Origin of the sequence: Mameliella sp. MMSF_3455 (assembly GCF_030733205.1) — a bacterium.
In the GTDB taxonomy this organism is placed as follows: Bacteria; Pseudomonadota; Alphaproteobacteria; order Rhodobacterales; family Rhodobacteraceae; genus Antarctobacter.
In genome coordinates, this window is record NZ_JASHJL010000009.1 from 100,944 (window position 1) to 125,855 (window position 24,912).

Consider the following 24,912-nt stretch of genomic DNA (forward strand, 5'->3'; position numbering starts at 1 on the left):
ACGTCCGTTCTTGGCGCTGTTGCGTCACAGGCTGGCCATGCCCACCAGCATGGAGCCAAGGGCAACGAGGTGGATCATCATGATTGCCTTGTCGTTCCAGAGCACGCCGACAATGAACCAGCCGAGGACGCCAACCAGGAACAGGGAGAGGTTCCACGGTGTCCAGCCGAACCCGGTCGCGGTGTATCCCAAGATCTGGATGATCGAGGCCAGCCACTTCACGACAAAGGCGGTGTTTGCGCGCGCGATGATATTGGTTGCCTCAGACGCCACGGGTGAGCCCTCCGTCGATCCGCCAGTTCTGCCCGGTGACATAGCCGCCTCCCTCGGAGGCAAGCCAACCGATCAGCGAGGACACCTCGTCTTCCTTGCCGTAGCGGCCCATCGGGATGCGCGCACGGCGTTCCTCGGTCTCGGGCAGGCTGTCGATGAAGCCGGGAAGGATGTTGTTCATGCGGATGTTTTGCGGGGCATACTTGTCCGCGTAGAGCTTGGCGAAGCCGGCGAGGCCGGCGCGGAAGATCCCCGAGGTCGGGAAGAGCGGGTCGGGCTCGAAGGTTGCGAAGGTCGAGATGTTGATGATCGCACCGCCGTCCTGCGCTGCCATGATCGGCGTGACGAGGCGAGTGGGTCGGATCACGTTCAGAAGATAGACATCGAGTCCGGCATGCCATTCCTCGTCCGTGATCTCGATGATGTCGCCCTTGGGGCCGTGTCCGGCAGAGTTCACAAGCACGTCGATGCGGCCCCACCGGTCCACCGCGCCATCGACGAGGCGTTTGAGATCCGCGACCGACTGGTTCGATCCGGTGATGCCGAAACCGCCGAGTTCCTCGGCCAGCGCCTCGCCCTTGCCGGAAGACGACAAGACGCCGATCCTGAACCCGTCGGCGGCCAGGCGTTTCGCAGCCCCGGCGCCCATTCCGCTGCCGCCTGCCGTGATCAGTGCCACCTTTTCTATCGTCATGATCCTGGTCTCCTTACTTGCCGGACAATCCCGGCCGCTTCTGTTATGCAGAACTAAGAAGTCGGCAGGGCTTTGGCCAACCAGATCGCCTGTCTCGTGGATGTAGGAAAACTATTGTGTCGAACGAAGTCACCTTGCCCCCGTTGAATGGCCTCCGGGCCTTTGCAGCGGCAGGCAGACATCTGAACTTTCGCGCCGCGGCCGATGAACTGGGGGTGACCCAGGGGGCGGTGGCCCAGCAGGTGCGCGGGCTCGAGGATCATCTTGGTCTTCGCCTGTTCCTGAGGGAGCCGCGCGGCCTGGCGTTTACCGCGGAAGGTCGTACCTATCACGCGGGTGTGTCGCAGGCATTCTCCCAGCTGTCGGAGGCAACCGCGGCGCTTCGGTCGGCGCCGACGCGGGTGACGATCAGCGTGACACCGACATTTGCGTCGAAATGGCTCATTCCGCGGCTCGCGGAGCTCAGCCAAGCCCATCCCGGCATTGATCTGCGCATCACTGCTACGGAGCGGGTCTTGAGCTTTCACGCCGACGGGATCGACCTTGCGGTGCGCCAGGCGCGTCCGCCTTTCGGGGCGAGCCTGCGCGCCGACCTCCTGTTCTCACAAGAGGTGATCGCGGTGTGCTCACCCAGTCTGGTCGTTCAGCATGACCTGCCGCTCGATGTGGCGACCCTGGCCAGCAAGACGCTGTTGCATGACATCCACGACCTATGGCCGAAGTTCATCAAGACGGTGTTCGGGGAAGACGTGAAGCTTTCGCGCGGACCACGGTTCAACCAAACGACATTGGCTCTGGACGCCGCCCTGGCCGGGCAGGGGATCGCGCTGGCGAGCCGTTTCCTTGTGCAGCGGGATCTGAAGGCCGGGCGCCTTGTGCAACCGCTTGAGAATGCGCTCAACGGGGACACGGACTTCTACCTCCTGACGCCGCGACAAGGCGCGTCCGATGCCTCGTTGCTCGTCCGGGAGTGGCTGCGGGGCATGACGAACGAAGGCCCTTGAAAAAGGGCGCCCGGATTCGCCCGAGACAAGGCAGGTGTGTCTACAGCAGGTGGCTTTGTGGGTGTTCCTGCCATGTGTCCGCAGCGAAGCCCGGCGCTGCCGCGTTGCACTGGGGCGGCAAGCGGCCCGGCAAGGTCAGCGCGGTCGCGCCAACCCACCATCCCGACCCGTAGGCGCAGCTTTCGCCCCGAAGCAGAGCGGAAAAGCGCCGATCCCGGTTCCTCGGCCCGTTGTCACAACCCGGTGAGGCTGCATTTCAGCCCTTTGGTGTTGCGCCTGCGCACCTATGTTTGTCACACTGACCGATAGGAGGCAGGCGGCAGCGCGTGGCCTGCGCGTCTGCTGACTGGCAGAGACAAGGAGACCCCATTGAAACCGCAATCCCTCGCTCTGACGCAGGAAAACACGACACCGTTGAGGCTGTTCTGGCTGGCGACGCTGTCGATGTTCCTGATCGTATCTCAATCCCTCATGGCCTCGGCGCGCGGCGCTCCGGACAGCTTTGCCGACCTCGCCGAACGGATCAGCCCCGCCGTGGTCAATATCACCACCTCGACGACCGTTGCCGGCCGGTCCGGCCCGCGCGGGATCGTGCCCGAAGGCTCTCCCTTCGAAGATTTCTTTCGTGACTTTCAGGACCGTGGCGGTCCCGGCCGTCCGCGCCGGTCCTCGGCGCTGGGCTCCGGCTTCGTGATTTCCGAAGACGGCTACATCGTCACCAACAACCACGTCATCGAAGGCGCCGACGAGATCACCATCGAGTTCTTCGAAGGCTTCGAACTGCCGGCGGAACTGGTCGGCACGGACCCCAACACCGATATCGCCCTGCTCAAGGTCGAGGCGGACCGTCCGCTGACCGCCGTGCCCTTTGGCGACAGCAACACCATGCGTGTCGGCGACTGGGTGATGGCGATGGGCAACCCGCTGGGCCAGGGGTTCTCGGTCTCGGCGGGCATCGTCTCGGCCCGCAATCGCGCGCTGAGCGGCACCTATGACGACTACATCCAGACCGACGCGGCCATCAACCGCGGCAACTCTGGCGGGCCGCTGTTCAACATGGACGGCGAGGTGATCGGCGTGAACACTGCGATCCTGTCGCCCAACGGCGGCTCCATCGGCATCGGTTTCTCGATGGCGTCGAACGTGGTGGTCAACGTGGTCGACCAGCTGCAGAAATACGGCGAGACCCGCCGTGGCTGGCTGGGCGTGCGCATCCAGGACGTGAGCGAAGACGTGGCCGACGCGCTGAACCTGGCAGAAGCCAAGGGCGCGCTGGTGTCCGACGTGCCGGAAGGCCCGGCGAAAGAGGCCGGTGTCGCCGCCGGTGACGTCATCGTCTCGTTTGACGGTGTCGAGGTGGTGGACACCCGCCAGCTGGTGCGCGTTGTGGCCAATACGCCGGTGGGCAAGACCGTGCGCGTGATCGTCAACCGCGACGGCGAGACCCAGACCCTGAAGGTCACGCTGGGCCGCCGCGAAGAGGCGCAGACCGCGGTGCCCGCCGCCGCGCCCTCGACCCCGGACGAGCCGCCGGCCAAGATGGAAACGCTTGGCCTGACCCTCAGCCCGCTGACCGATGCGATCCGCAATGAACTGGGCCTCTCCGCAGGGATGCAGGGCCTCGCGGTCATGGACGTGGATCCGGCCTCGGAAGCCTACGAGAAGGGCCTGCGTGCCGGTGACATCATCACCGAGGCGGGCCAGCAGGCCGTGGCCAGCATCGAGGATCTGGAAACCCGCATCGGCGAGGCGCGCGACGAGGGCCGCAAGTCGATCCTGCTGCTGGTGCGGCGGGGCGGCGGCGACCCGCGCTTCATGGCGCTGGGCCTGGCGGCGAACTGAGCCGCGAGAAAACCTCCGGACATGACAAGGGGCGGCCTTTCGGGCCGCCCCTTTTGCATTCCGCGAGAGCGACGCCACGGCCCTCAGGGGCGCATGTCGCGGGCCTTTTGCGCGGCGGCGCTCAGCGCCCTTGAGATCTCTCCGCGCAGGGGGCTGTCCTCCAGCACCTGAAGCCCGGCGGCGGTGGTGCCGGCGTAGTCGAGCATCTGGCGGACGTGATCCGCGGCGCGGGGCGGATCCTCGGCCAGCATCTCGCCACTGGCGCGAAAGAGCTGCCGGATGGCGCGGTCGGCGACCTCGGGCGGGATGCCCTGCGCCTCGGCATGTTCGGTCATGGTGGCGGCGAACCAGGCGACGAAACCGGGAACCGGCCCTGTGAGGGCAGTGAAGTGATCCAGTTGTGCCTCGTCGTCCAGCGCGTCTTCGGTGCCGCAGGCCGCCAGCAGACGGCGGGCGACCATGCGGTCGTCCTCGCTGGCGCCGGGGGCGGCGACCCAGGGCGAATAGGCCAGCCGCCGCGCGGCGGCGGGGCTGGACATGGCGCGGACCACCCGCGGGCTGCCCGTCAGGCGTTGCAGGTCCGCGATCGTGACGGCGGCCATGACCGAGAGGATCAGCCTTTCCTCGGCAGGCAGGTGCAGGTCCGGTACCCCGGCGGGCGGGATGCTGATCAGGATCGTGTCGCAGGCGCGGGCCAGCGCGGCGGCATCGTCGGTGACGGTGACCTCGGCGGGCAGGTCGCCCCGTGTGCCGCTGCGGTTGGCGATCCAGAGATCGCCGGGCGCGACGGCGCCGCTGTCCAGCCAGGCCTGCGCGATGGCACTGCCCAGCATGCCCGAGCCTCCGACGATGCCGATGCTGCTCATGTCAGGTGTCCTTTCGTGGGGCCGCGCGGTCAGCTTTCGGGCAGTTCGACTGCCACCAGCCCCAGCGCGCGGGCGGTTTCCAGCGAGAGCTGCGCGCTTTCCAGCCCGCGTTCGGACTGGTACTTGCGCACCGCTGCCGAGGTCGGCGCGTCCATCCTACCCGAGACATTGCCCGAGAAATAGCCACGCGCGGCCAGCGCCCGCTGCACGGACGAGATGAACTCGGGCGTCATGTCTTCGGGGCAGGGGGCCTCGAAGGTGATCTCGGCGCGTTCGCGGACCAGCCTGGGCACCGGGGCCTTGCGGTAGATCGGTGTGCGGATCACGGTGCCGTCCTCGGCGATCTCGGCCTGGACCACCTGCACCTCGCCCATCACGTGCTCATAGATGGCCGGACGCAGGTCGCGGGCCTGGCAGGTGCCATCGTCGAGATGTTCGGCAAGCGGGGGAGTGGCCTCGGGGCCGTGTGCCTCGCGGCTGACGGTCTGCGGGGGGGCGCAGGCGGCCAGCAGGACCAGCGCCAGCAGCGGCGCGGCGTGGGGCCGGGGAATAGGGGACATGACTGCTCGGGCCTCGGTGTGCCTTTTTCTTGGCGGCAGGATAGCGGGTTTGGCCCGATCTGCCTAGAGGCAGGCGGACCCGCGCGCGGGTCCTTGCCTCAGGGCGTGTCCAGCAACCGGTCGAGCAGCGGCGAAATATCCTCGATCTCTTCGGAGATGACGTGGGTGACGCCGTTCTCGCGTTGGACGCGCCCGGTGACGCGCAGCATGCGGCCCGCGATCACCGCCCGGCGGAAGCGTTCGTAAAGCTTGCGCCAGACGATGACGTTGACCACGCCGGTCTCGTCTTCGAGCGTGATGAAGATCACCCCCTTGGCGGTGCCGGGGCGCTGGCGCAGGATCACCAGCCCGGCCACGGTGACGCGGGCGCCGTTGGGCGGCTCTGCCAGGCGGCTGGCGATCAGGCAGGAAGGCGGTTGCGGCCAGGTCATTCGAACAAATATAGAACATTTGCACGCAACGGCCAAGACGCCCTCCACCACCGTCACCGGAACGTGCAGCAAGAGGAACGCGGCGGCAAAAAATCGTATTCTGCCCTTGAGTTGACGCAAATGGGACTGGCGGGCAAAGGGCGTCCCCACTAGGTAGGGGGCGGATCAAGACGGAGCGGTGAAATGGCTAAGATCACCTATATCGAGCACAACGGCACCGAGCATGTCGTGGAGGTGCCCACCGGGCTGACCGTGATGGAAGGCGCGCGCGACAACAACATTCCCGGCATCGAGGCGGATTGCGGCGGCGCCTGCGCCTGTTCGACCTGCCATGTCTACGTGGCCGAGGACTGGGTCGAGAAGCTGCCCGCGCGCGAGGACATGGAAGAGGACATGCTGGACTTTGCCTATGAGCCGGATGCCAAGCGATCGCGCCTGACCTGCCAACTGCGGGTCAGCGATGCGCTGGACGGGCTTGTCGTGCAGATGCCCGAGAAGCAGATCTGATGCCTGCCCGGGCGCCGCGTCTGCCGTGGCGCCCCTGGCCCGCGTCTGCCCGCGGCGCAGCCATGACGCTGTGCCTGTGGCTGGCGGGCATGGCCCCGGCCATGGCGCAGGAGGCGGTTGCCGCCCGCTACGAGGGCGCGGTGACGCGCTACCCGCACGGCGTGCTGGGGGATGAGATCGAGTATGACACCCTGGCAGTGACTCTGTCGGACGGGCGCGTGCTGCGCCGCCGCTGGCAGGTGCCGCTGGTTTTCGAGGATATCGCGCCGCGGCTCTGGGACGTGACCGGCGACGGGGTGCCGGAGGTGGTGACGGTCGAGAGTCACGCGGACCGCGGCGCCCGGCTGGCGATCTGGGAGGTCGAGGGGGCGGACTTGCGTCCGCTGGCCGCGACGCCCTTCATCGGTCAGCGCTTTCGCTGGCTGGCGCCCGTGGGTGCGGCGGATCTGGACGGCGACGGCGCCATCGAGATCGCCTATGTCGACCGGCCGCACCTCGCAAAAACCCTGCGCCTCTGGCGACTGGAGGAGGGCGCTCTTCGGCCCGTGGCCTCGGCAGAGGGGTTTTCGAACCATCGGATCAGCTGGAACCACATCGTCGGCGGGCTGCGGAATTGCGGCGACGGGCCGGAAATCGTTCTACCCTCGGGCGATTGGCGGCATGTGATGGTGGTGCGCCTGGCGGCGGGCGGCCTTGAGCGTTACGCCAGCGATCCTTACAGCCCCGAGATGCTGACCGCCGTGATGGACTGTCGCTGAAACCGGGGCGCGGCGCCCTTGGCTTCTTCTCTGCAAAAATACTCCCGGGGGAGGCGACCAGAGGGAGACGGGGGCGGCGCCCCCATTTTCTCTCCGACCCCGAGGAACGATTCGGGCTTAACTTTCCCGGACGCCCGAATTACCCATAACGGCCATGAAGATACTCTTTCTTGGTGACGTGATGGGCCGCGCCGGGCGGCAGGCAATCACGGAGCGTCTGCCCTCCCTGCGCAAGGACTGGCGGCTGGATTTCGTCATCGTGAACGGCGAGAACGCGACCAACGGCCACGGGCTGTCCGCGGAGCATGGCAAGGCGATCTTCGAGGCCGGGGCCGATGTGATCACCCTGGGCGACCATGCCTTCGACCAGAAGGAGATGCTGACCCACATCGAGGGCGAAACACGGCTCATCCGTCCACTGAACATCGCGCGTCAGGCGCCGGGCCGGGGGGCGGCGCTCTACAAGGACGCCCGCGGGCGCAAGGTTCTGGTGGTGCAGGCCCTGGGGCAGGTCTTCATGAGCCGCAACTACGACAGCCCCTTCACGGTGGTGGACGAGACGCTGAAGCGGCATCCGCTGGGTGGACAGGCACAGGCCATCGTCGTCGATATGCACTGCGAGGCCACGTCCGAGAAGATGGGCATGGGGCATTTCTGCGACGGGCGGGCCAGCCTCGTGGTGGGCACGCACACCCATGTGCCGACCTCGGACACGCAGATCCTGCCGGGCGGGACGGCGTTCCAGTCGGACGCGGGCATGTGCGGCGACTACAATTCCGTCATCGGGATGGACCCGGCGGAGCCGCTGCGCCGCTTTGTCAACGGCATGCCCAAGGGCCGGTTCAACCCGGCGCTGGGCGAGGCGACCCTGTCGGGTGTCTACGTCGAGACCGATGACATGACCGGCAAGGCGGTGTCCGTGCAGATGGTCCGCCAGGGCGGGCGGCTGGCGCCTGCCGGTCCGGCGTGAATCGGTTTGTGCCCTTTGCGACGCTGGTGGTGACGGGCGCGGCCTGGGGGGCGACGCAGCCCCTGATGAAAGTGGCGGTTTCAGAGGGCTATCGTCATTTCGGCCTGATCTTCTGGCAGACGGTGCTGGTGGGGGTGCTGCTGGGCGCGCTGACACTGCTGCGGGGCAAGCGCCTGCCGATGCATGTTGCGGCGCTGCGGCTGTACCTGTTCATCGCCGTCGTCGGCACCGTGGTGCCGGGAATCGCCTCTTACCAGGCGGCGGTACATCTGCCGTCCGGAGTGTTGTCGATCCTGCTGAGTTCCGTCCCCATGTTCGCCCTTCCGATTGCCCTGGCGCTGGGCATCGACCGGCCCGCGCCGCGGCGCATCCTGGGCCTGTTGCTGGGGCTGGGCGGGGTGGCGGTGCTGGTGCTGCCAGAGGCGAGCCTGCCGGAGGGCACGCAGGCGGTCTGGATTGCGGTCGCGCTGATTGCCTCGGCTTGCTACGCCCTGGAAGGCAACATGGTGTCGAAATGGGGCACCCAGGGGTTGGACGCGGTGCAGGTGCTGGCCGGGGCCTCGATCCTGGGTGTCGGGCTGAGCCTGCCTCTGGCGCTGGCCAGCGGCCAGTTCATCACGCCAGCCCTGCCTTTGACTGGGCCGGACCGGGCGGTGATCGCCAGCGCGGCGCTGCATGCCTTTGCCTATTCGGCCTATGTCTGGCTGGTGGGCCGGGCGGGGGCCGTCTTTGCCGCGCAGGTGAGCTATCTTGTCACGCTGTTCGGCGTCTGCTGGGCGATGCTGTTCCTGGCCGAGGCCTACTCGGGCTGGGTCTGGGCGGCGCTGACGCTGATGATGGCGGGCATGGCTCTTGTGCAGCCGCAGCGTAAACCGCTTGTGCCCGTGTCTGTGAGGGGTCAGAATGCGGCCGGTTGAGGGCGGGCGATAGGCTGAGCAATACATGATCGGAATCGAGCTGAGCCAGACTAGCCAGGCGGTGCTGACGCTTGCCGTGGTGATCGGGATGTTCGTGCTTTTCGTCCGCGAGACCTACCCGACTGAGGTCACGGCCATTGGCGGCGTCGCGGTGCTGCTGGTTCTCGGCGTCCTGCCCTATGACGCGGCGCTGGACGTCCTGTCGAACCCGGCCCCCTGGACCATCGCGGCGATGTTCCTGGTGATGGGGGCCCTGGTGCGGACCGGGGCGCTGGATGCCTTTACCGGCTACGCACAAGAGCAGGTCGAGCTCAGACCCAAGCGGGCCATCGGCGGCATCCTTCTGGTGGTGATTGTCGCCTCGGCCTTCATGAACAATACGCCGGTTGTGGTAGTGATGCTGCCGATTTTCGTGCAGATCGCCAAGACGATGGGCATTGCACCGTCCAAGCTGTTGATCCCGCTGAGTTACGCGGCGATCCTGGGCGGTACGCTGACGCTGATCGGGACCTCGACCAACCTGCTGGTCGACGGGGTGGCGCGGACCCAGGGCTTGCAGCCCTTCACCATCTTCGAGGTCACCCCGCTGGCAATCATCCTTGTGGCCTGGGGCATGGTCTATCTCTATTTCGTGGGTCGCTTTCTGCTGCCCGAACGGACCTCGATGGCGGGGATGCTGTCGGATCGCTCGCGGATGAAGTTCTTTACCGAGGCGGTGATCCCGCCGGATTCCAACCTGATCGGGCGCGAGGTGCTGGGCGTTCAGCTGTTCAAGCGCGACGGCGTGCGGCTGGTCGACGTGATCCGGGGCGATGAATCGCTGCGCCGCAACCTGCAGGGGGTCGAACTGCAACTGGGCGACCGGGTTGTGCTGCGCACACAGATGACCGAACTGCTGTCGCTGCAGCGCAACAAGGAACTGAAGCGCGTCGACCAGGTGTCCTCCAAGGAAACCACGACCGTCGAGGTGCTGATCACGCCCGGCTGCAAGATGGTGGGCCGGTCCCTAGGCGCGCTGCGGCTGCGGCGCCGGTTCGGGGTCTACCCGCTGGCGGTACACCGGCGGAACCAGAACATCGGGCGCCAACTGGACGACCTGGTGGTGCGCGTGGGCGACACGCTGCTGCTGGAAGGCAACGCAGAGGATATCAAGCGGCTGGCGGACGAGATGGACCTGGTCGACGTGGCGCATCCGTCGGCGCGCGCCTTTCGCCGCGGCCATGCGCCGGTGGCGCTGGGGGCATTGGGCGGGATCGTCGCGCTGTCGGCGCTGGGTGTGGCGCCGATCCTGGCGCTTGCGGTGGTTGCGGTGGCGCTGGTGCTGCTGACCCGATGCATCGACGCGGACGAGGCGTTTTCCTTTGTCGAGGGGCAACTCCTGGCGCTGATCTTTGCCATGCTGGCGATCGGCGCGGCGCTGGAGGCAAGCGGCGCGGTCGAACTGATCGTGGGCGCGGTGGCCCCCCTGATGGCCAAACTGCCGGCGCCGCTGGTGATCTGGGCGGTCTACCTGCTGACCAGCATCCTTACGGAAACCGTGTCCAATAACGCCGTGGCCGTCGTGGTGACCCCTATCGCCATCGGACTGGCCAGCGCCATCGGGGTGGACCCGCGTCCGCTGGTGGTGGCGGTCATGGTGGCGGCCTCGTGCAGTTTCGCCACGCCCATCGGCTACCAGACCAACACGCTGGTCTATGGTCCGGGGGGCTACAAGTTCTCGGATTTCTTCAAGGTGGGCCTGCCGCTGAACCTTAGCATCGGCGTTCTTTCGGCGCTGCTGATCCCTTACTTCTTTCCGCTCTGAACGGGTCGTGTCACCCGTAACGCTCGACGAAACCTTCGAGCAGGCGCGGCGGTTCGGTGACGTCCGCCGCGCGGCACATCTCGATCAATTCATCCGCTGTCTCGGGCGCGAAATAGCCCTTGTGGCGGTAGATGCGGATGCGGGTCTCGAACTCGGCGGCATCGGCTTCGGGGTGGAATTGCGTCGCGTAGACGTTCTGACCGTAGCGGATCATCTGGTAGGGGCAGGGGCCGGATGACACCAGGTGCACGGCGCCCTTGGGCAGGTGCTGCACCGCTTCCTTGTGGCCGACGAAGGCGTCGAACTGCTCGGGCAGGCTGGCGGTCAGCGGGTCCTTTGCGCCCTCGGGCGTGGTGTAGCAGGTCACCGCGCCAACCGGTTCGTTGAACCGGTCCTTGGCCACCTCGGCGCCGAGGTGGTGCGCCAGGATGCCGATGCCGTAACAGCAGCCCATGAAGGGGATGTCCTGTGCCGTGATGCGGGGCATCAGGCGCAGGATCGCCTCTTCGATGCGGCGTTCCACAGGGTCCTTGTCGCCGGGCTTGTCGCTGACGCAGCCGGGGCCGCCGCCGACGATCACACCGGCATAATTGCCCGGGTCCAGATTGCGCGGCGGGTCTTCCTGTTCAAGGCGCATCCGGTGGACGCGGTCGTCGCTCAGGCCGGACTTGTCCAGGACGGCGCGGTACTCGGAGTCGCTGGCCTCGGGTTCGGGGCGCAACTGGAGGAGGAGGAATCGGCTCATGTTCTTGCGCTACCCCACGGAGGGGCGGCGCGCAACGCCACATGGCCCGGACGTGGCGCGTGGACTTGGCAAGGGGGGCGGGCGTGACTTATAGAGGCGCGAATACACAAAGCACCCGAAAAGAGGCAACGCGACATGGCCGGCCATTCCAAATGGGCAAACATCCAGCACCGCAAGGGCCGTCAGGACAAGATCCGGGCCAAGATCTTCTCGAAACTGTCGAAAGAGATCACCATCGCCGCCAAGATGGGCGATCCCGACCCGGACAAGAACCCGCGCCTGCGCCTGGCCGTGAAAGAGGCCAAGGGCCAGTCGATGCCCAAGGACAACATCGAACGCGCCATCAAGAAGGCGGTGGGCGGCGATGCCGAGGATTACGAGGAAATCCGCTATGAGGGCTACGGCCCCAATGGCGTGGCGGTGATCGTCGAGGCGATGACCGACAACCGCAACCGCACCGCCTCGACCGTGCGGTCGACCTTTACCAAGAACGGCGGCAACCTTGGCGAGACCGGCTCTGTCGGCTTCATGTTCGAGCGCAAGGGCGAGATCGTCTACCCGGCGGATGCGGGCGACGCGGACGACGTCATGATGGCGGCGATCGAGGCCGGTGCCGAGGATGTCGAATCCTCCGAGGACGGGCATGTGATCTATTGCGCGGACACCGACCTGAACGAGGTTTCGACCGCGCTGGAGGCCGACCTGGGCGAGTCCGAGTCGACCAAGCTGGTGTGGAAGCCCACGACGACGACCGAACTGGATCTTGAAGGCATGCAGTCGCTGATGCGGTTGGTCGAGGCGCTGGAAGATGACGACGACGTCCAGCGAGTGACCACCAATTTCGAAGCGTCCGACGAGGTCATGGCGCAGCTGGAAGGCGCCTGACGCCCGTCCTGTCAGTCAAGATGGCCCCCGCTTTGGCGGGGGCTTTTTGTTTGCGTCGAAGACACCGTATCAGGGATGAAACTGCGCGCCTTGGGCTGGATATCACTGGCACAACAACTGGTTGTTGCCCGCGTGCAGCCCCGTCATCACCCGCCCCTGGGGGCAGCTGTGCATTCCAGCCCGTTGTGTCGATGGATCGACCATCCGGTTCGCCGTCGCATAGGGCGCGCATAGCAAGAGGTTCTTGCTTTCGTGCAGTCCGGTGACTGCATGTCCGGGCGGGCAAGCCGCCATGTTGGCCTCGGAGTAACCGCCTGATCGGCGGATGAACTCCGCGCCCGTGGTGTAGGTGAAACCCGGCTGCTGGCGACATAGAAACATGTTGTGGTCGAGCCGGACGCCAGAAAGATACCTGCCCACGGGGCAGGCGTGCATGCCTTGCCGCTGGGTATATCCGCTGACGCCGATCGGCCCGTCGCAGGATTCGGTGATCCAGGTCGTCGCCGCCGGCCCCATGGCGGCGTTCGGCGTGTTGAATTGAATGCAGGCCTCCATCTGTTCGGGGATCGTGTTGGCATAATAGAGCGATCCGAAATCGTTTTGTTTGTGGCGCCATCCCCGGTTGTGCATGATCTCGTGCGCGATCGTTGCGGCGATGGCCCGCGGGGTGCCCGTGGCGAGGAAGGCGCGGCTCATCTTGAGACGTTCGCCCTCGATGCTGACTGGCGCTTGACCGAGAATATTCGGTCCCAGGTTCGCGCATTCTATCGTGGTGTAGGCTTGGTAGTTCCTAAGCTGAGAAGCCGCATCCATTGCGCTTTGGGCACTGTGGCAGCTGAACTCGACCAGAGCGGCCGAGGTCATGCAATTCACGAGGTTTCCGTAGCCAGTGGTGATCGCGGTGAACAGGATGTCGTGGGACTGCTTGAGCACCATGGCCTCGTTCCAGGTGCAGTTCTTGGCGACGTAGCCATGGGATAGACCAAAGGTCTTGCGTCCAATGTCCTGAGCGCTGCCAGGATCGGGGAATGCGTTGACCGCCCCCAAGAGGACAAGTGCCGCCACGAGCACAGGGCGGACCGGTTTTCGCGGCGTTCTGCAACATCGCAAACGACGCCGGAGGCGCACCTTCGCGGCTAGGTCCGATCTGTAGAAGGTGGAAATTCGGGAATTCGGATTTCTATATGCACTCTTGGCCATCTTAGCCTCCTGAGTGCGCGCTTCCTTCGGTAAGTTTGCGACAATTTGATTATTTTCGCAAGCTTCATGCCTGTGGCCGGTCAAGAAGGCATCAGATTTAGGGAGTTGGCTCGCCACCGGCCGTCTCGCCGTTCCGGTTATCCCGCCTTGCGGGGCTGCCTCGAAACCGCCTAAGCCTTGGTATGCTTCTCCGGGCACTCATTCTTCTGGGGCTTGTCGTCGCGCTGTCCGGCGCGGCCACCTGGTATTTCGGGCACGAGGTGCTGATCGCGCTGGGGCTGATCCTGACCCAGGCCAAGGTTCTGCTGAAGAAACTGGCGGCGCTCGACCTGCCGGCGGTCCTGAGCTGGCTCAAGACCCAGGGCGCGATGTTCTTTCGCGTCGAGCTGATCAAGAAATGGATCACCACCTCTGTCGTGCCGCTGATGCTGGGCAAGGCGATCCTGCGGCGCATCCAGTTGCTGGTGAAGGGCTATCTGCAGATCGTGCAGCAACGATACGCGCGGCTGATGGAGTGGTTCAACGGTCTGAGCCGTGTCGAGAGAGGGGTGGCCTGGCTGGTGATCCTCTTTGCCACTCTAGCGTTGTCGGTCACGTCGATGGGGCTGTGGTTGATCCTCTTTTCGGTGCAACTGCCGCTGTGGCTGGTGGCGGCCTTTGGCGCGACGGTGCGCATGACCTGGACCAGCCTGCAAAAGGGCCTGTTCAAGGCGCTGGCCTTCCTGCAACTGGGCTGGCTGTGGAAGGGGATCAAGCGGCTCTTGCCCGCCTCGGTGCTGGAACGCAAACGAAGGATGGAATTCCGCATCGCCCGGGCCATCGTGCGGCGGCGGCGCATGACGCTGAAGCAGCTGGTCGAGCGCAAGGGGCGTTTGCCATTCAAGCTGGGCCTCCTGGCGGAATACCTCTTTCATCCGCCGGGGCGGCGCCCGCGCTGAGCGCGGTCAGGCCGGTGTCGCGGGGGGAAAGACCTGTCGGCGGACCAGTGGGCTGATCCCGATCAGCACCAGCATGACCGAGAAGAGGCACCAGATCGCCGGCATCTCGTTGGGGGTGCTGGTCAGGCCGGAGGCGATCAGCGGCCCCACCAGCCCGTTGAGCAGGGCGAACCGCCAGGCGCCGTAGAGGCAGGGCAGCAGCAGGCAGGCCAGCAGGTAGTCCGGGAAATGCCCGATGCCGCCCAGCCAGTGCGAGAGGCTGAGGAAATTGTTGAGTTGCATGCTCCACCCCAGGTGCCAGTCGCCGGATATGGTGCAGAACTCTGGCCCGCAGAGCGGCACCCCGGGCGGACAGACGCCCAGCCAGGGGGCCGGGATCAGGCGGGCCAGCAAGGTCAGGGACGCCAGCGAAGCCAGCCCCAGCACCCAGCGTCTTGTTCGCGGCTCTATCGCGGGGACGACCAGCGCCATGCAGAAGAGATTGACGACAATCGGTTGCAGAACGATGTGCAGGTAGGCCAGCACCGTGACAGTCGTGTTGCCCGGCGTGCCGCACTGGTCGATCACGCCGTATCCCCAGGCCTGCAACCCCTCCATGGCGGTGAAGAACCCCAGGGTGCCCCAGATCCCGGCGGGTTCGCCCTTGCGCCAGGTGACGAAGGTGGCCGCCGCGCCCAGGGCGGCCATCGAGTAGGTTGCGGTTTCGCTCCAGCACATGCGCGTTCTCCCTTGGACAGAGAGTTTCGGGATTTCTCTGGGGTGGTCAATGCTGCCGTCGTGCGGGATTGATCCGGGCGGCAAATCGCGCCATCAGGCGGATCGGGTCACGAGGAGAACGGGTATGGAAGCGGCGATTGCGGGGTTTGCACTGGGGTTCAGCCTGATCCTGGCAATCGGGGCGCAGAATGCCTTTGTCCTGCGGCAGGGTTTGCGGCGGATGCATGTGCTGCCAGTGGTTCTTGTTTGCGCCATTTCGGACGCGGCGCTGATCGCCGCCGGGGTTGCCGGGTTCGGCGCGCTGGCCGAGGCGGTGCCCGGCCTGGAATGGGGGATGCGGATCTTTGGCGCCGCCTTCCTGGGGTGGTACGGGGCAAAGACCCTGTACGCGGCCTGGAAAGGGGGCGAGGCGCTGGCCGCGGGCGAGGGGGCTCAAAGCCTGCGGGCGGCGGTGCTGACCTGCCTCGCGCTGACCTGGCTCAATCCGCATGTCTACCTGGACACGGTCGTGCTGCTTGGGGCGGTCTCGGCACAGTACGACGCGCGGCTGGCCTTTGCGCTTGGGGCGATGACGGCCTCTTTCGTGTTCTTCTTTTCGCTGGGGTACGGGGCGCGGGCACTGGCGCCGATCTTTGCGCGGCCGCGGGCCTGGCGTGTGCTGGATCTTGTCGTAGGCCTGACAATGTGGGCCATCGCGGCCAAGCTGCTTTGGATGTGACCCCCTTGTGCCCGCCGCCCAATGGTCTAAGCCAAGGGCATGGTCGACAAGGTACAAGCCCCGGCGCGGGGTGTTTTCTGGATGGTGGTAACGGGGCTGTGTTTTGTCGCGGTCACCGCATTGGTCAAGTCCCTGGGACAGCGCATTCCGGCGCAGGAATCCGCCTTTCTTCGCTATGTGCTGGGGTTGGTCTTTTTGCTGCCGATGGCCCGGCAATTGATGCAGGTGCGCCTGACGCCGCGCCTGTGGCGGCTGTTTTCGCTGCGGGCGCTGTTTCACACCGGCGGGGTGGTTCTGTGGTTCTATGCCATGACGCGCATTCCCATCGCCGAGGTGACCGCGATGAACTATCTCAACCCGGTCTACGTGACCGTTCTGGCAGTGTTTTTCCTTGGCGAACGGCTCGCGCTGCGGCGCGTGTTGGCGATCGTGGCAGCGCTGCTGGGGGCGGTGATGATCCTGCGGCCGGGTTTCCGTGAACTGGATCCGGGGCATTTTGCCATGCTGGCGACGGCCCTGTTCTTTGCGGGGTCGTACCTGCTGGCCAAGATCCTCTCGGGCGAGGTCAGCGCGGCAGTGGTGGTGGGGCTGTTGTCGGTGGGCGTGACCATCGGGCTGGCGCCCTTGGCGATTGCTGTCTGGGTCTGGCCGACCTGGTGGGAACTGCTGATCCTGCTGGGCGTGGCGCTGTTTGCCACCGCCGGGCATTATACCATGACGCTGGCCTTTGCCGCCGCGCCGGTGACCGTGACGCAGCCGGTTACCTTTCTGCAACTGGTCTGGGCGGTCGTGTTGGGCGCGGTCCTGTTTGCCGAGCCCGTTGACCCCTGGGTGATCGCGGGCGGATCTTTGATCCTGGCCGCCGTGGTCTTTATCACCTGGCGCGAGGCGGTTCTGAAGCGCCGGATCACACCGCTGGTTTCGGAAACAAAGAACTGATTTCCCGTCCGATTGTCGACGGATCGTCAAATCTCCGCCTTCCGGGCGCAATAGCGCCGCATTCCTTCACGATGCTTCAAGCAATCAGAGGCAGCATTTGTGGAGTGAAAGGAATGTTTGCAGAGGGAAAGATGACCGACAACATGGAAGACATTCAGGATTTCCTGCTGAGCGAGCGGGAAAAGGTCCTGTCAGAGGCGGAATGGCGGTTCCGGATGCGCGGATACGGCTACAACCTGCGGCGCACCGACGGCGGGGTCGAAGTGGCACGCTTGCCGCAGAACCGGCTGCTGGGCACGCTGAAACTCTGATCCTGCTGCAAGGCGCTCGACAGTTTGTCGGGTGCTCGTGCCTGATGTGTCCCGTGAAAACGGGAGGGCAGGCATGAAAGGTCGGGTTTCGGGCGCCACTGGGCCGGAGTTCTGGCGCTGCCAATTGCGGCGCGGGCCCGGCGGATGCCCTGCGAAATGACCTGCAACACTGGCCGATGCCGAATGCGGACGAAGTCTCAGGCGGTACCACGGTGGAGACCACGGCTGGTTTTCCTTGTCGAGCGGCGGAGAAGAGTGGCCGGCATTCTTGATTGACTCGCCAGTCAATAAAAACCATCCTGTCGCCATGCCCAAGATCGGACAGGAACCCATACGGCGCGCCGCGCTTCTGGCGGCGACGGTGGCCGAGGTCGGCGAGGCCGGCAGCCTCGACGTGACCGTGTCGCGCATCGCGCGCCGTGCGGGCATGTCCAGCGCGCTGGCGCATCATTATTTCGGCGGCAAGGTGCAGATCTTCCTGGCCGCCATGCGCCACATCCTGACGGAATACGGGGCCGAGGTGCGCGCGGCATTGGCGCAGGCCCCAAGGGATCGCCGCCTTGAGGCGCTGATCGCGGCGAATTTCGACGAGAGCTTTTTCCGCCCCGAAACCGTGTCCGCCTGGCTGAATTTCTACGTCCTGGCCCTGCGCGAACCGGAGGCGGCGCGCCTGTTGCGGGTTTATCAGCGGCGGCTTCACGCGAACCTGGTGCATGCGCTGCGCGGGCGCACCGACGCCCCCGAGCTGGTGGCCGAACGTATCGCGGCGCTCATCGACGGGGTCTACCTGCGGGCTGCCCTGTCCGGGCAGGGCGTCTCGGGGGCCGCGCAGAACGTGACCGAATCCGCCCATGCCCTGTTGAGGACCCAATGACCAAGCCGAATATCCTGATCCTGATGGTCGACCAGCTGAACGGCACGCTGTTTCCGGACGGGCCGGCGGACTGGCTGCATGTGCCCAACCTTCGGGCGCTGGCCAAGAGCTCGGTGCGGTTTTCCAATGCCTATACCGCCAGCCCGCTTTGCGCACCCGGGCGAGCCAGTTTCATGTCGGGGCAGTTGCCCAGCATGACGCGCGTCTATGACAACGCGGCAGAATTCTCGAGCGACATCCCCACCTATGCCCACCATCTGCGCCGCGCCGGGTATCAGACCTGTCTTAGCGGCAAGATGCATTTCGTCGGGCCGGACCAGTTGCACGGGTTCGAGGAACGGCTGACCACGGATATCTACCCGGCGGATTTCGGATGGACGCCGGACTATCGCAAACCGGGCGAGCGCATCGACTGGTGGTACCACAACATGGGATCGGTCACGGGCGCTGGCGTGGCAGAGACCTCTAACCAGATGGAATACGACGACGAGGTTGCCTACAACGCCTCGGCCAAGCTCTACGACCTGGCGCGTGGTCAGGACGAAAGGCCCTGGTGTCTGACCGTCAGTTTTACCCATCCGCATGATCCCTATGTGGCGCGCAAGCGGTTCTGGGATCTCTACGAGGATTGCGAGCACCTGTTGCCGCAGGTCCCGGCGATGGACTACGCCGATCACGATCCGCATTCCAAACGCATCTTCGACGCCAACGACTGGCGCAGCTACGACATCACCGAGGAGAACATCCGCCGGTCGCGTCAGGCCTATTTCGCCAATATCTCGTACCTGGATGAGAAGATCGGGCAGCTGCTGCAGGTGCTGGAGGACACGCGGCAGGAGGCCATCGTCGTCTTCGTCAGCGACCACGGCGACATGCTGGGAGAGCGGGGCCTGTGGTTCAAGATGTCCTTCTACGAAGGTTCGGCCCGGGTGCCGATGATGATCTCTGTCCCGGGGCAGGCCGGCGCACGGGTCGCGGCCCCGGTGTCGAACATCGACATCTGCCCGACGCTTTGTGACCTGGCGGGCGTCGACATGTCCGAGGTCATGCCCTGGACCGAGGGCGAAAGCCTGGTGCCGGTGATGCAGGGCGGCGACCGGGTCTCTCCGGTGGCGATGGAATACGCGGCAGAGGCGTCCTACGCGCCTCTGATCTGCCTGAGGCATGGCAAATGGAAATACACCGATTGCACGCTGGACCCGGAGCAGCTTTTCGATCTCGAGGCAGATCCGCATGAACTGGTGAACCTCGCCGAAGATCCGGAACAGGCCGAGGTCTTGGAGGAATTCCGTGTCGCTGCGGCCCGTCGCTGGGACATGGGGCAGTTCGACGCCGAGGTCCGGCAAAGCCAGGCGCGGCGCTGGGTGGTCTACGAGGCGCTGCGACAGGGCGGCTACTACCCTTGGGATTTCCAGCCGCTGCAAAAGGCCAGCGAGCGGTACATGCGCAACCACATGGACCTGAACGTGCTGGAGGAAAACAAGCGTTGTCCACGGGGCGAGTGAGGCGCCGTACGCGCCGGCAATTTCATCAAGGGTAAGCGATGCAAGCGGATTACGTGATCGTCGGCGCCGGGTCGGGCGGATGTGCCGTGGCGGGGCGCCTGACAGAGGCGGGCAAATCGGTGATCGTCATCGAGCATGGCGGCAGCGACTGGGGGCCTTTCATCAACATGCCGGGGGCGCTCAGCTACCCGATGAACATGGCGCGCTACGACTGGGGCTACCAGACAGAGCCCGAGCCGCACCTGGGCGGGCGGCGGCTGGTCTGTCCGCGTGGCAAGGTGATCGGGGGGTCGTCCTCGATCAACGGCATGATCTATGTGCGCGGGCACGCGCTGGACTATGACCACTGGCGCGACGAGGGTTGTGACGGCTGGGGCTACGCGGATGTGCTGCCCTATTTCAAGCGGATGGAGGACTGGCACGATGGCGGCCACGGCGGCGATCCGGCCTGGCGTGGGCAGGGCGGGCCGTTGCATGTCACCCGTGGGCGCCGCGACAATCCGCTGGTGCAGGCCTTTGTCGAGGCCGGGCGGCAGGCGGGCTATCCGGTCACCGGCGATTACAATGGTGAGCAGCAAGAGGGCTTTGGCGCCTTTGACATGACGGTCTGGCAGGGCGAACGCTGGTCGGCGGCCAAGGCCTACCTGCGGCCGGCCCTGAAACAGGGGGCGGAACTGGTGCGGGCCCTGGCCCGGCGCGTCATCTTTGAAGAGGGGCGCGCCACGGGGGTCGAGATCTCGCGCGGTGGCAAGGTCGAGGTGATCCGGGCGCGGGCCGAGGTGATCCTTGCGGCCAGCGCCATCAACTCGCCCAAGCTGCTGATGCTGTCGGGGATCGGACCGGCGGCGCAACTGGCCGAGCAGGGCATCGGGGTGCGGGCGGATCGCCCCGGCGTGGGGCAGAACCTGCAGGATCACCTGGAACTGTATGTCCAGATGTCGGCGACGCAGCCGGTCAGCCTTGCGAAATACTGGAACCTCGCGGGCAAGGCCTGGGTTGGCGCGCAGTGGCTGTTCGCGCGCAGCGGGCCCGGGGCCTCGAACCAGTTCGAAAGCTGTGGCTTCATCCGGTCGCAGGCCGGAGTTCAATATCCGGACATCCAGTACCATTTCCTGCCCATCGCGGTGCGCTACGACGGCCAAGTGGCGCCCGAGGGGCACGGGTTCCAGGCGCATGTGGGGCCAATGCGCTCGCCCTCTCGGGGTGAGGTCACGCTGCGGTCGGACGATCCCGAGGAGGCGCCGCGCATCTTCTTCAACTACATGAGCACCGAAGAGGACTGGCAGGATTTCCGGCGTTGCATCCGCCTGACGCGCGAGATCTTCGGGCAAGAGGCCTTTGCCCCCTATCGCGGCAAGGAGTTGCAGCCGGGCGCCGAGGCAGAGACGGATGAAGACCTTGACGCCGTGATCCGCGAACACGTCGAAAGCGCCTATCATCCTTGTGGCACCTGCCGGATGGGCCGGGCCGACGATCCGCGCTCGGTGGTCGATCCCGAGGGGCGGGTGATCGGCGTGGACGGGTTGCGGGTGGCGGACAGTTCGATCTTTCCGCGCATCACCAACGGCAATCTCAATGCGCCTTCGATCATGGTGGGCGAAAAGATCGCCGATCATGTGCTGGGCCGCCGCCTGCCGCCGGACAATGCGCAGCCCTGGGTTCACCCGGATTGGGAGAACGTGCAGCGTTAAGATATGTTAACCGCCGGCATCGGCGGTTAACCTTTCGTTAACTTTTGGCTTGAAACGGGACAGGAGCGCGCCGATCTTAACGGCATGTTAAGATTTTGTTTCGCTCTTGTTCTTGCTGCCTCCGCAACCGCTGCCTCTTCCGATCTCAGCGGTCCGTTGCGGGTAATCGACGGCGACACGGTCGCCATCGGCCAGACCAACATCCGCCTGCATGGTATCGACGCGCCCGAGAACGGTCAGCGTTGCGGCGGGGGCGGGGCCCCGATGTGGGGCTGTGGCGCTTGGGTCAGCGGCGAGGTCCGTGCCCGCTACGAGGGGCGCACCGCCTCCTGCGTAGAACTGGATCGCGACCGATATGACCGCGTCGTGGCGCGCTGCCGCGTCGATGGCAAGGACCTTGGCGAAACCCTGGTCGAAAGCGGCCTAGCCTTTGCCTACGAACGCTACTCCGAGGCCTATGTCCCGCATGAACGCATCGCAGCGCGGCGCAATGCGGGGCTGCATGCAACCGGCGTGAAATCGCCCTCTGCCTTCCGTTCCGACAGCCGCCGGGGCCACGCTGCGCAGCACCTGGCCTCTGCTCCGGCAGGTTGCCGGATCAAGGGCAACATCTCGACCAACTCAGGCGCACGGATCTATCATGTTCCGGGACAGGCCTGGTACGACGCCACCCGGATCAGCCTCGACAAGGGCGAACGCTGGTTCTGCTCCGAACAGGAGGCGCGGGCGGCAGGCTGGCGCCGAGCACAGCGCTGACAGGGTATTCTCGCCAAAAAGCACATACGGCGATCAGGTTTGATCCGCGTCAAAGTCTGTGCCCGCCTGCTGTGCAAATTGGAGGGCGGACACAAACGAAGGAGACGCCAATGTCCCACACGCCGCATGAACTGTCGGAAGAATTTCCGGAATTCACCGACAAGATGCACACCCTGAAACAGTCGAACGCGCATTTTGCCAAGCTTGCGGACGAGTACCACGAGGTCAACCGCCAGGTGCACCGTGCCGAAACCAATATCGAGCCGATGGAGCAACTGGCGGAAGAGCAGCTGCGCAAGCAGCGTGCCGCCCTCAAGGACGAGATCTACGCGCTGCTGAGCGCCTGACCCCCGGCCTTGGCCCGGTCAGTCAGACAGGATGCGCCCCGGTCCGACGTCCGGGGCGCTTTCAGTTCAGCGCCTCTTCGATCGCGCGCGTCAGCTTGTCCGACAGCGGGCGAGTGGTTGAGCCGAAGGTCGAGCGCACCGTCCCGTCGGGACCGATCAGGATCTTGTTGAAATTCCAGGCCGGGCTGAACCCGGTCTGGTCCGCGACCCAGCGGTAAAAGGGATGGGCCTCCGCGCCGCGTACATTGGTGATGTCGGTCATCGGCATGTCGAGGCCGAAGTTCACCTCGCAGAATTCCTTGACCTTCTCCTCCGAGGACAGTTCCTGCCGGAAGTCGTCCGAAGGCACGGCGAGGACGATCAGGCCCTGGTCGCGATAACGGTCATAAAGCGCCTGCAAACCGTCGTATTGCGATGTGAATCCGCAGCGCGAGGCGGTGTTGACCACCAGCACGGGGCGGTTCTGCCAATCGTCCATCGACAGGGTGCCGCCGTCGATACTGGCAAAGGTGAAGCCCTGCGCGGCCCAGGCGGGCAGGGCGAGGATGGCGGACAGGAATAGGGCGGCGGGTCGGATCATTCAGGGGGCACTCCTTTTGCACTGGAGATAGCGCAGGGTCAGGGCGGTCAAGGCCGTGATCGCCCCCGCCGCCCCGTCTTGCGCCGGTCGGGGCTTTTGTGCTGGACTGGCGTGAACTGGCGCTGGTGGCAAAGAGGTGTGACATGGCAGGCGGATGGAGCCGGGACGGCGCGGTCAGCGAACAGATCGAGGCCAGCATTGCCGAGGAACTGGAACGGATGAAGCTCCGCCGCGGACCCCGGGGCGAAAGCCTGAAGGAATGCGCCGACTGCGGCGAGGAGATCCCGGAAGAGCGCCGGCTTGCGATCCCTGGGGTCAAGCTGTGCATCGACTGTGCCAGCGAACGTGACGGCCGATCGGCTCAGCGCGGGGGCATCAATCGGCGCGGGTCCAAGGACAGCCAGTTGAAGTAGGTCAGCCGATGCTCCGCGCGAGGCAGGCTTGCCAGTTCTCGCGGGCCAGTTTGGTGATCAGCGTGTCATCGTAGCCATGTGCCGACATGGCCGCCAGCAGGCCCTGAACACCTGTGACGTCGCCGATGAGGTCGGGCAGGACACAGCCGTCGAAATCCGACCCCAGCCCGACGTGATCCTCGCCCAAGGTTTCAACCAGGTGATCGAGGTGGCGCAGCATCGTCTCCCACGAGGTGCCGGGATCGGCGCTGCCATCTTCATTGATGTAGAAGGTGGCATAGTTGAACCCGACCATGCCGCCCGTGTCGCGGATCGCGTGCAACTGTCGATCCGTCAGGTTGCGCGGCGAGGCACAGAGCGCATGGACGTTGGAATGCGTGGCCACAAGCGGCGCGGTCGACAGTCGGGCGACGTCGTCGAACCCGGCCTCGTTCATGTGGGACAGGTCGACCAGGATTTTCAGGTCGTTGCACAGCCGGATAAGGTCGCGGCCTTGGTCGGTCAGGCCGGGGCCCGTGTCCGGCGTGCCGGGAAAGGCCATCGGCACGCCGTGGCCAAAGATGGTCGGCCGGCTCCAGACGGGTCCGAGCGAGCGCAGTCCCATGTCGTGAAACAGGTAGAGCGCGTCGAGGTCGGGGACGATGGCCTCGGCGCCCTCCATGTGCATGACGCCGGCGATGCGGCCCGCGTCCATCGCCCTGCGGATCTCGTGCGCGCTGCGGCAAAGGGCAAAGTCATCGGGGGCGGCACGCGCCATCCAGTGCAGCAGGCCCGCCATCTCCAGCGCCGTGGGCTGGGCGGTCTTGTGGTCCATTGCGGGGGGCAGCGGCAGGGCATAGGGCGGCTCGGCCATGAGCGCCTTGAAGTCGGGCGGCGGGGATCCGTCCGGCACCGGTGGCACGAAGATCGCGAACAGCCCGCCCGCGAACCCGGCCTGTTTCATGCGCCGCAGGTCCATGTGCCCGGCGGAGGTGCCCAGCCAAGTCTCCTCGCGCGGGGATGGCGATTTCATCAGCCGAAGCAGGAAATCGTTGTGACCGTCGAAGAAGGGGATGGGCATCTGCGGACTTTCGGGCTGGGACATGGCCGCGATCTGACCCGATCGGCCAAGGGCTTGGCAAGGGCTGATCCTGGTCCATCAGCGATGTCTCTTGGCGGCAGCGCAAGGCGTGGTTAGGCTTTGCCCATCGGTGCCGGTGAAACGGGGGTGTCATGGCGAACGACGACGACAGGATCGAGGGACGGCTGCACGGAGAGCAGCCGGAGGTCGAGACAGAGCCGATGGGGATGCGGCTGCTTTACATGGTGCTGATCTGGCTGATGCTGAGCCTGGCGCAGACGGTGCTGACGGTGACGACCGTGGTGCAGGCGATCATCCTGCTGGTCAACAAGCGCGAACCGAACGAGAGGCTCGCGGAATTCGGCACGGACCTGGGGATCTGGATGGCCAAGGCCGCGCGCTACCAGACCGGGGCGAGCGAGGTGAAACCCTGGCCCTGGACGGAGCTGGATTGAGTTATCATCCGGTACAGCAAGGATTTGAGTACGGGAGCAACCCCTTGGGTGATTGAACGACCCCGGGGTCCGACCGGGACCGCGAAGCAAGAGCGGCCGTTTCAGACGTCTTCTGGATCCGCCGCGTCAATCCATGACTCTAGTCCCGCCAG

At 65.5% G+C, this 24,912-nt stretch carries 29 protein-coding genes; 19 read left to right on the plus strand and 10 right to left on the minus strand.

The window, feature by feature from the left end; translation table 11 throughout:
* Positions 1-24 precede the first annotated feature (24 nt).
* Together RBB42_RS09050 and RBB42_RS09055 are read right to left on the minus strand one after the other, a co-directional pair.
* A complete protein-coding gene (locus RBB42_RS09050) occupies positions 25-273 on the minus strand; it encodes a DUF6552 family protein (RefSeq protein WP_305971550.1) in 249 nt (82 codons plus the stop codon).
* On the minus strand, positions 263-967 hold the full coding sequence (locus tag RBB42_RS09055) for an SDR family oxidoreductase (protein ID WP_305971549.1): 705 nt from the start codon (positions 965-967) through the stop codon (positions 263-265). Before RBB42_RS09055 ends, RBB42_RS09050 begins: the two co-directional genes overlap by 11 nt.
* 116 nt (positions 968-1,083) lie before the next feature.
* Here RBB42_RS09055 and RBB42_RS09060 point away from each other — a divergent pair, with 116 nt between their 5' ends.
* Together RBB42_RS09060 and RBB42_RS09065 are read left to right on the plus strand one after the other, a co-directional pair.
* A complete protein-coding gene (locus tag RBB42_RS09060) occupies positions 1,084-1,971 on the plus strand; it encodes a LysR substrate-binding domain-containing protein (RefSeq protein ID WP_305971548.1) in 888 nt (295 codons plus the stop codon).
* Positions 1,972-2,340: 369 nt separating this feature from the next.
* Positions 2,341-3,813, plus strand: coding sequence for a DegQ family serine endoprotease (locus tag RBB42_RS09065; RefSeq protein ID WP_305971547.1), 1,473 nt, complete (start codon positions 2,341-2,343; stop codon positions 3,811-3,813).
* Between the two features lie 83 nt (positions 3,814-3,896).
* On the opposite strand, the gene RBB42_RS09070 is transcribed toward RBB42_RS09065, so the two are convergent.
* The 3 genes from RBB42_RS09070 to RBB42_RS09080 form a co-directional block, all read right to left on the minus strand.
* Positions 3,897-4,679: a pyrroline-5-carboxylate reductase family protein gene (locus RBB42_RS09070; RefSeq protein ID WP_305971546.1), complete on the minus strand. Its 783-nt coding sequence runs from the start codon at positions 4,677-4,679 to the stop codon at positions 3,897-3,899.
* A 29-nt stretch (positions 4,680-4,708) separates the two neighbouring features.
* The gene (locus RBB42_RS09075) at positions 4,709-5,239 is read right to left on the minus strand and encodes a peptidoglycan-binding domain-containing protein (protein ID WP_305971545.1); all 531 of its coding nucleotides are present in this window, start codon (positions 5,237-5,239) and stop codon (positions 4,709-4,711) included.
* A gap of 98 nt (positions 5,240-5,337) precedes the next feature.
* Complete coding sequence (locus RBB42_RS09080; RefSeq protein ID WP_305971544.1) at positions 5,338-5,670, minus strand: OB-fold nucleic acid binding domain-containing protein; 333 nt, start codon at positions 5,668-5,670, stop codon at positions 5,338-5,340.
* A 183-nt stretch (positions 5,671-5,853) separates the two neighbouring features.
* Here RBB42_RS09080 and RBB42_RS09085 point away from each other — a divergent pair, with 183 nt between their 5' ends.
* The 5 genes from RBB42_RS09085 (at position 5,854) to RBB42_RS09105 (ending at position 10,626) form a co-directional block, all read left to right on the plus strand.
* Positions 5,854-6,177 carry a 2Fe-2S iron-sulfur cluster-binding protein gene (locus RBB42_RS09085; RefSeq protein WP_043137834.1) on the plus strand — a complete coding sequence of 108 codons (324 nt, stop codon included), beginning with the start codon at positions 5,854-5,856 and terminating at the stop codon, positions 6,175-6,177.
* A 62-nt stretch (positions 6,178-6,239) separates the two neighbouring features.
* On the plus strand, positions 6,240-6,935 hold the full coding sequence (locus RBB42_RS09090; protein WP_305971543.1) for an FG-GAP repeat domain-containing protein: 696 nt from the start codon (positions 6,240-6,242) through the stop codon (positions 6,933-6,935).
* Positions 6,936-7,089: 154 nt separating this feature from the next.
* The gene (locus RBB42_RS09095; protein ID WP_305971542.1) at positions 7,090-7,905 is read left to right on the plus strand and encodes a TIGR00282 family metallophosphoesterase; all 816 of its coding nucleotides are present in this window, start codon (positions 7,090-7,092) and stop codon (positions 7,903-7,905) included.
* On the plus strand, positions 7,902-8,822 hold the full coding sequence (locus tag RBB42_RS09100) for a DMT family transporter (protein ID WP_305971541.1): 921 nt from the start codon (positions 7,902-7,904) through the stop codon (positions 8,820-8,822). The genes RBB42_RS09095 and RBB42_RS09100 overlap by 4 nt, the downstream gene beginning before the upstream one ends.
* A 25-nt stretch (positions 8,823-8,847) precedes the next feature.
* Positions 8,848-10,626 (plus strand): SLC13 family permease, encoded by a 1,779-nt coding sequence (locus tag RBB42_RS09105; protein ID WP_305971540.1) that lies wholly within the window; start codon positions 8,848-8,850, stop codon positions 10,624-10,626.
* A gap of 10 nt (positions 10,627-10,636) precedes the next feature.
* On the opposite strand, the gene RBB42_RS09110 is transcribed toward RBB42_RS09105, so the two are convergent.
* On the minus strand, positions 10,637-11,371 hold the full coding sequence (locus RBB42_RS09110) for a glutamine amidotransferase (protein WP_305971539.1): 735 nt from the start codon (positions 11,369-11,371) through the stop codon (positions 10,637-10,639).
* A gap of 135 nt (positions 11,372-11,506) precedes the next feature.
* On the opposite strand from RBB42_RS09110, the gene RBB42_RS09115 reads away from it, so the two are divergent.
* Positions 11,507-12,256: a YebC/PmpR family DNA-binding transcriptional regulator gene (locus RBB42_RS09115; protein ID WP_305971538.1), complete on the plus strand. Its 750-nt coding sequence runs from the start codon at positions 11,507-11,509 to the stop codon at positions 12,254-12,256.
* Between the two features lie 102 nt (positions 12,257-12,358).
* Here the strand turns inward: RBB42_RS09115 and RBB42_RS09120 are convergent, their stop codons facing one another.
* Positions 12,359-13,456 carry a hypothetical protein gene (locus RBB42_RS09120; protein ID WP_305971537.1) on the minus strand — a complete coding sequence of 366 codons (1,098 nt, stop codon included), beginning with the start codon at positions 13,454-13,456 and terminating at the stop codon, positions 12,359-12,361.
* A gap of 182 nt (positions 13,457-13,638) precedes the next feature.
* On the opposite strand from RBB42_RS09120, the gene RBB42_RS09125 reads away from it, so the two are divergent.
* Complete coding sequence (locus RBB42_RS09125; RefSeq protein ID WP_305971536.1) at positions 13,639-14,394, plus strand: hypothetical protein; 756 nt, start codon at positions 13,639-13,641, stop codon at positions 14,392-14,394.
* A gap of 6 nt (positions 14,395-14,400) precedes the next feature.
* Here the strand turns inward: RBB42_RS09125 and RBB42_RS09130 are convergent, their stop codons facing one another.
* Positions 14,401-15,111 carry a DUF5765 domain-containing protein gene (locus tag RBB42_RS09130; protein ID WP_305971535.1) on the minus strand — a complete coding sequence of 237 codons (711 nt, stop codon included), beginning with the start codon at positions 15,109-15,111 and terminating at the stop codon, positions 14,401-14,403.
* Between the two features lie 124 nt (positions 15,112-15,235).
* Here RBB42_RS09130 and RBB42_RS09135 point away from each other — a divergent pair, with 124 nt between their 5' ends.
* From RBB42_RS09135 to RBB42_RS09170, 8 genes are all read left to right on the plus strand, one after another.
* Complete coding sequence (locus tag RBB42_RS09135) at positions 15,236-15,829, plus strand: LysE/ArgO family amino acid transporter (protein WP_305971534.1); 594 nt, start codon at positions 15,236-15,238, stop codon at positions 15,827-15,829.
* Positions 15,830-15,868: 39 nt separating this feature from the next.
* Positions 15,869-16,768, plus strand: a complete 900-nt coding sequence (locus tag RBB42_RS09140) for a DMT family transporter (RefSeq protein WP_305971533.1) — start codon at positions 15,869-15,871, stop codon at positions 16,766-16,768.
* A gap of 131 nt (positions 16,769-16,899) precedes the next feature.
* The gene (locus tag RBB42_RS09145) at positions 16,900-17,079 is read left to right on the plus strand and encodes a hypothetical protein (RefSeq protein WP_371931786.1); all 180 of its coding nucleotides are present in this window, start codon (positions 16,900-16,902) and stop codon (positions 17,077-17,079) included.
* 307 nt (positions 17,080-17,386) lie between these two features.
* A complete protein-coding gene (gene betI / locus RBB42_RS09150; RefSeq protein ID WP_305971531.1) occupies positions 17,387-17,953 on the plus strand; it encodes a choline-binding transcriptional repressor BetI in 567 nt (188 codons plus the stop codon).
* The gene (betC, locus tag RBB42_RS09155) at positions 17,950-19,458 is read left to right on the plus strand and encodes a choline-sulfatase (protein WP_305971530.1); all 1,509 of its coding nucleotides are present in this window, start codon (positions 17,950-17,952) and stop codon (positions 19,456-19,458) included. The genes betI and betC overlap by 4 nt, the downstream gene beginning before the upstream one ends.
* 38 nt (positions 19,459-19,496) lie before the next feature.
* Positions 19,497-21,149 carry a choline dehydrogenase gene (betA, locus tag RBB42_RS09160; RefSeq protein ID WP_305971529.1) on the plus strand — a complete coding sequence of 551 codons (1,653 nt, stop codon included), beginning with the start codon at positions 19,497-19,499 and terminating at the stop codon, positions 21,147-21,149.
* A gap of 84 nt (positions 21,150-21,233) precedes the next feature.
* Positions 21,234-21,905 (plus strand): thermonuclease family protein, encoded by a 672-nt coding sequence (locus tag RBB42_RS09165; RefSeq protein WP_305971528.1) that lies wholly within the window; start codon positions 21,234-21,236, stop codon positions 21,903-21,905.
* Positions 21,906-22,015: 110 nt separating this feature from the next.
* Entirely contained in the window at positions 22,016-22,252 is a 237-nt protein-coding gene (locus tag RBB42_RS09170; protein ID WP_305971527.1) for an HP1242/YdcH family protein, read from the plus strand.
* Positions 22,253-22,313: 61 nt separating this feature from the next.
* Here the strand turns inward: RBB42_RS09170 and RBB42_RS09175 are convergent, their stop codons facing one another.
* Complete coding sequence (locus RBB42_RS09175) at positions 22,314-22,832, minus strand: glutathione peroxidase (RefSeq protein ID WP_305971526.1); 519 nt, start codon at positions 22,830-22,832, stop codon at positions 22,314-22,316.
* A 143-nt stretch (positions 22,833-22,975) separates the two neighbouring features.
* On the opposite strand from RBB42_RS09175, the gene RBB42_RS09180 reads away from it, so the two are divergent.
* On the plus strand, positions 22,976-23,245 hold the full coding sequence (locus RBB42_RS09180) for a DksA/TraR family C4-type zinc finger protein (RefSeq protein ID WP_305971525.1): 270 nt from the start codon (positions 22,976-22,978) through the stop codon (positions 23,243-23,245).
* Position 23,246: 1 nt separating this feature from the next.
* Here RBB42_RS09180 and RBB42_RS09185 read toward each other — a convergent pair whose 3' ends face one another.
* Complete coding sequence (locus RBB42_RS09185; RefSeq protein ID WP_305971524.1) at positions 23,247-24,329, minus strand: dipeptidase; 1,083 nt, start codon at positions 24,327-24,329, stop codon at positions 23,247-23,249.
* Positions 24,330-24,457: 128 nt separating this feature from the next.
* Here RBB42_RS09185 and RBB42_RS09190 point away from each other — a divergent pair, with 128 nt between their 5' ends.
* Positions 24,458-24,760: a DUF4389 domain-containing protein gene (locus RBB42_RS09190; RefSeq protein WP_305971523.1), complete on the plus strand. Its 303-nt coding sequence runs from the start codon at positions 24,458-24,460 to the stop codon at positions 24,758-24,760.
* Positions 24,761-24,912 lie beyond the last annotated feature (152 nt).